This is a genomic window from Promicromonospora citrea, assembly GCF_013004695.1.
Taxonomy (GTDB): domain Bacteria; phylum Actinomycetota; class Actinomycetes; order Actinomycetales; family Cellulomonadaceae; genus Promicromonospora; species Promicromonospora citrea.
Genome location: NZ_JABEMG010000208.1, coordinates 1 through 5123 on the forward strand (window position 1 = coordinate 1; position 5123 = coordinate 5123).

Here is a 5123-nt window from a genome sequence, read left to right on the forward strand (position 1 = left end):
CTGCGCGGCGCGGGCGGCGCTCAGCGCGACGGCCGGGTCCACGCCGTCGCGCCGCACCAGCAGGTCGGCGACCGCCTGTGGCGGGGGCACGCGCAGCACGACGCCGCGGCAGCGCGAGCGGATCGTGGGCAGCACGTCCTGCACCGACGGCGCGCACAGCACCCACACGGTCTGCGGCGGCGGCTCCTCGATCGTCTTCAGCAGCACGTTCGTGGTGCGCTCGGCCATGCGGTCGGCGTCCTCGACGATGATGACGCGCCACCGCCCGCCCGACGGCGACCGCGACGCCGTCGTGATGAGGTCACGCACCTCGTCGATGGTGATGACCACCTTCTCGGTGGCCAGCAGCGTGACGTCGGGGTGCGTGCCCGCGAGCGACGTGGTGCAGGCCTGGCAGCGCCCGCAGCCGCCCTGGGGGCACTGGAGGGCCGCGGCGAACGCCCGCGCGGCCACCGAGCGCCCCGAGCCGGGCGGGCCGGTCACGAGCCACGCGTGCGTCATCGCCGCGCGGTCCGCGACGGCCGCCCGGAGCGTGCCGACGGCGGACTCCTGACCCACGACGTCGTCCCAGACCGTCACGAGACGCCCTCCTGCGAGTCCGGCACCGTCTCGTCGAGGGTCGTGGCCTCCGCGACCACCGGGGTCAGCCCGAGCCGCGCCGCGACGTCGACCCGGATCTGCGCCTGCAGGTCGTCGACCGGCGCCGACGCGTCGATGACCACCCAGCGCTCGGGGTCGGCGGCCGCGCGCTGCAGGAACGCGTCGCGCACCCGCGTGTGGAACTCGATCCCCGCGCGCTCCAGGCGGTCGAGCCCGCCCTTGCCCTCGGCCCGGGCGCGCCGCTCGGCCGCGACCTCCGGGTCGAGGTCGAGCAGCACCGTGACGTCCGTGCTCAGGCCCCGCGTGGCCCACCGGGACAGGCGCTCGACCTCGCGCGCCGGCAGCTCGCGTCCCCCGGCCTGGTACGCGACGGACGAGTCGAGGTAGCGGTCGGTGATCACCACGGCGCCACGCTCGAGCGCCGGCCGCACCAGCGTGTCGACGTGGTGCGCGCGGTCGGCCGCGTAGATCAGCGCCTCGGCCCGCGGTCCCATGTCCTGCCCGTGCATGACGGCCGCGCGCAGCTCCTGGCCGAGCGCCGTGCCACCGGGCTCGCGCGTGAGCACCACCTCGCGACCGGTCAGGCCCGCCAGCCAGTCACCGAGGAGGCGGGACTGCGTCGACTTGCCGACGCCCTCGCCGCCCTCGAAGGAGATGAAGTAGCCCGGTGCGTTCACGCCGCAACACTAACCGCGGCCACCGACATCGACCCGTCCGCGGGCGGCGCCGGGGACAGGGCCGGTCACTTGCTCGTCGCCGAGCTCGCGCGCGTCGACTTCTTGGCCGGGGCCTTCTTGGCGGGCGCCTTCTTGGCCGTCGAGCGCGTGGTGCGCTTCTTGGCCGGACCCTGGGCGCGCTTCTCCGCGAGCAGCTCGATCGCGCGCTCGGGCGTGATCGTCTCGGGGGTGAGGTCGCGCGGCAGGGTGCGGTTGGTCTCGCCGTCGGTCACGTACGGGCCGAACCGCCCGTCCTTGACCTGGATCGGCTTGCCGCTGTTCGGGTCGTCGCCGAGCTCCCGCAGGGGCGGCGTCGCCGTCCGGCCGCGACCACGCTTGGGCTGCTTGTAGATCTCCAGGGCCTCCTCGAGGGTGACCGTGAAGATGGCCTCCTCGCTCGGCAGCGTCCGGGAGTCCGTGCCCTTCTTGAGGTACGGGCCGTAGCGGCCGTTCTGCGCGGTGATCTCGTCGCCGGACTCCGGGTCGACCCCCACGACGCGGGGCAGGGACATGAGCTGGAGCGCGTCCTCGAGCGTCACCGTGTCCAGCGCCTGCGACTTGAGCAGCGACGCCGTCCTCGGCTTGGGCAGCGCGGCCAGGGCGCGCTTGCGCGCGGCGGCCGAGAGGTCCGGGTCGAGGTCCGGCTCGGGGAGCTGCTCGGTCACGTACGGGCCGTACCGGCCGTTCTTCGCGACGACGGGGTTGCCGGTCTCGGGGTGGGTGCCGAGCACGCGGCCGTCGTCCGCGCCGGCGGCGAGCAGCTCGCGCGCCTTCTCGACCGTCAGCTCGTCGGGTGCGATGTCGTCGGGCACCGAGGCCCGCGGCGGGTTCTTGCCCTCCGGGACCTCGGCGGACAGGTCCTCGACGTACGGGCCGTACCGGCCGACGCGCACGCGGATGCCCTCGCCGATGTCGACCGAGTTGATCGCCGCCGCGTCGATCTCGCCGAGGTTCTCGACGAGCGCGCGCAGGCCGCCGCCGTCGCTGTCCACACCGAGCGCGTCGGAGGTGCCGAGGTTGCCCTCGTCCTCGCCGAAGTAGAACTCCTTGAGCCAGGCCACGCGCTCGCGCGAGCCCGCGGCGATCTGGTCGAGGTCCGCCTCCATCGTCGCGGTGAAGTCGTAGTCGACGAGCCGGTCGAAGTGCTCCTCGAGCAGCCGGACCACGGCGAACGCGAGCCACGTCGGCACGAGGGCCTGGCCCCGGGTCACGACGTAGCCGCGGTCCTGGATCGTCGAGATCGTCGCCGCGTACGTCGACGGCCGGCCGATGCCGCGCTCCTCGAGCGCCTTGACGAGCGACGCCTCGGTGTAGCGCGCGGGCGGCGTCGTCGTGTGGCCGTCGGCGGTGAGGTCCGTGCCCGTCAGCGGGTCGCCCTCCGCCATGGCGGGCAGGCGCGTCTCGCGCGACGCCGCGGAGTCGGCCTCGGCGTCGGCGTCGGCCCCCTCCTCGTACGCGGCGAGGAAACCGCGGAACGTGATCACCGTGCCGGACGCCGAGAACACCGCCTCGTGACCGTCCTGCGGACCGCCGGAGACGACGGCGCCGAGGCGTACGGACGCCGTCGACCCCTTCGCGTCGGCCATCTGGGAGGCGACCGTGCGCTTCCAGATCAGCTCGTAGAGGCGGAACTGGTCGCCGCTCAGCTCGCCGGCCACCTGGGCGGGCGTCCGGAACGAGTCGCCGGCGGGGCGGATCGCCTCGTGCGCCTCCTGGGCGCCCTTGGACTTGGACTGGTACAGCCGCGGCGCCCCCGGCACGTACTCGGGACCGTACAGCTCGGCAGCCTGGCGTCGCGCGGCGTCCGTCGCCTCCTTCGACAGCGAGGGGCTGTCGGTACGCATGTAGGTGATGTAGCCGTTCTCGTACAGCGCCTGCGCCGTGCGCATCGCCTGCCGGGACGACATGCGCAGCTTGCGCCCCGCCTCCTGCTGCAGCGTCGAGGTCGTGAACGGCGCGGCCGGACGCCGGGTGTACGGCTTGGTCTCGAGGCTGCGCACCGCGAAGTCGGCGTCGGCGAGCCCCGCGACGACCGCGTCCGCCGTCTCCTGCGAGAGCTGGACGACGCCCGTGCGGACCTTGAGCCTGCCGCGGTCGTCGAAGTCGCGGCCCGAGGCGACCTTGTCACCGGCGAGCTGGGTGAGCCGCGCCCGGAAGGTGGGCTGGCCCTCGTCCGCCACCGCGAAGGTGCCCGTGACGTCCCAGTAGTCGGCGGGGACGAAGGCCATGCGCTCGCGCTCGCGCTCGACCACGAGGCGCGTCGCGACCGACTGCACGCGGCCGGCCGACAGGCCCTGGCGCACCTTGCGCCACAGCACGGGCGACACCTCGTAGCCGTACAGGCGGTCGAGGATGCGCCGCGTCTCCTGCGCGTCGACGAGGTCCTGGTCCAGCTCGCGGGTGTTCTCCAGGGCCCGCAGGATCGCGTCCCGCGTGATCTCGTGGAACACCATGCGCTTGACCGGGACCTTGGGCTTGAGCTCCTGGATCAGGTGCCAGGCGATGGCCTCGCCCTCGCGGTCCTCGTCGGTCGCGAGGAAGAGCTCGTCGGCGTCCTTGAGGGCCTTCTTGAGCTCGCTGACCTTCTTCTTCTTGTCCGCGTGCACCACGTAGTACGGCTCGAACCCGTTGTCCACGTCCACGGCGAACTTGCCGTAGGGGCCTTTCTTCATGTCCGCGGGCAGGTCCTTGGGCTGCGGCAGGTCACGGATGTGCCCGACGCTGGCCTCGACCTCGTAGTCGTCGCCGAGGTAGCTCTGGATCTTGCGAGCCTTCGTGGGCGACTCCACGATCACGAGCTTGCGTGCCTGGGACATCCGGTCCTGCCTGCTTCCTGCGGGTCTGGGGTGAGCGCCGAGTGGCTTTGGAGAGTTCACGGTACGCCAGGCGCGACGGATCGCACCCTATCCGGCCGGGATCCGGTGGCGCCGGGGTTTCGCATGACCGTGGTGATCCGCGCCTCCCCGGACGTCTCGTCACGACCGCCGGAACAGCATCACACCAGGTCCACGGTCTCTTCAGCCGGGGCGACTACCGTGACGGCATGACGGACGTCTCCCTGACCCAGCCGGCCCTCCCGCGGGCGGCGCAGCGGCCCCGGACCTGGCCCCGCGTCGCCGCGGCGGCCGTCGCGCTCCTGGCGACCTGGGCACTGTACGTCACCTGGGACACCTTCGTCCGGACCGGGTCGGGCCAGTCGGTCGACCAGCTCGCCCTCGACGGCGCCGCCCGGGGCCAGGGCAGGCTGTGGGAGCTCGCCGAGCCGGTGCTCGGTGTGGTGTCCACCACGTTCGTCGGCCTCGCCCTCGCCGTCGCCGTCGTCCTGGCGCTCGTGCGCCGGCGGTGGTGGCTCGCCGCGCAGGTGGTCGTGCTCGTCGTCGGCGCCAACCTGACCACCCAGGTGCTCAAGTACGTGGTGCTGGACCGGCCCGCGCTCCTCGACGTCCCCCGCGCCGACGTCAACACCCTGCCCAGCGGGCACACGACCGTCGCGGCGTCCGTCGCGGCGGGTCTCCTCGTCGCCGTCCCGCGCCGCTGGCGGCCCGTCGTCGCCGTGGCAGGCGCCGGGTTCACGGCCGCGACCGGCGTGTCGACGCTCGTCGGGCAGTGGCACCGGCCCTCCGACGTCGTGGCGGGCGTGCTCGTCGTCCTCGCGTGGGGAGCGCTCACGTGCGCGCTCGGCTCGCCGTCCTCGCTCGACCGGCCGCAGGACGGCGGGACGGCGGCCACGGCGGGCGCCGCCGCGCTGCTGCTGGTCGGTGCCGCGGTGAGCGGCGCCGTCGCCCTCGGTGCGCTGGGCGGCGCCGG

General features: G+C 73.9%; 4 protein-coding genes. 1 reads left to right on the forward strand and 3 read right to left on the reverse strand.

The features are described 5' to 3' along the window. From HLB15_RS22270 to topA, 3 genes are all read right to left on the reverse strand, one after another. The coding region (locus HLB15_RS22270) for a DNA polymerase III subunit delta' (protein ID WP_171108770.1) at positions 1-579 on the reverse strand (579 nt) is incomplete at its 3' end. Next, on the reverse strand, positions 576-1277 hold the full coding sequence (gene tmk / locus HLB15_RS22275) for a dTMP kinase (RefSeq protein ID WP_171108772.1): 702 nt from the start codon (positions 1275-1277) through the stop codon (positions 576-578). The genes tmk and HLB15_RS22270, both read right to left, overlap by 4 nt. A gap of 65 nt (positions 1278-1342) precedes the next feature. Continuing rightward, the gene (gene topA / locus HLB15_RS22280; protein WP_171108774.1) at positions 1343-4132 is read right to left on the reverse strand and encodes a type I DNA topoisomerase; all 2790 of its coding nucleotides are present in this window, start codon (positions 4130-4132) and stop codon (positions 1343-1345) included. Positions 4133-4359: 227 nt separating this feature from the next. Here topA and HLB15_RS22285 point away from each other — a divergent pair. Next, on the forward strand, positions 4360-5123 hold a 764-nt coding region (locus tag HLB15_RS22285), incomplete at its 3' end, for a phosphatase PAP2 family protein (protein WP_171108775.1).

Excerpts from the sequence above, each read along its gene's own strand:
- topA (WP_171108774.1), bottom strand. The coding sequence starts at position 4,132 with ATGTCCCAGGCACGCAAGCTCGTGATCGTGGAGTCGCCCACGAAGGCT.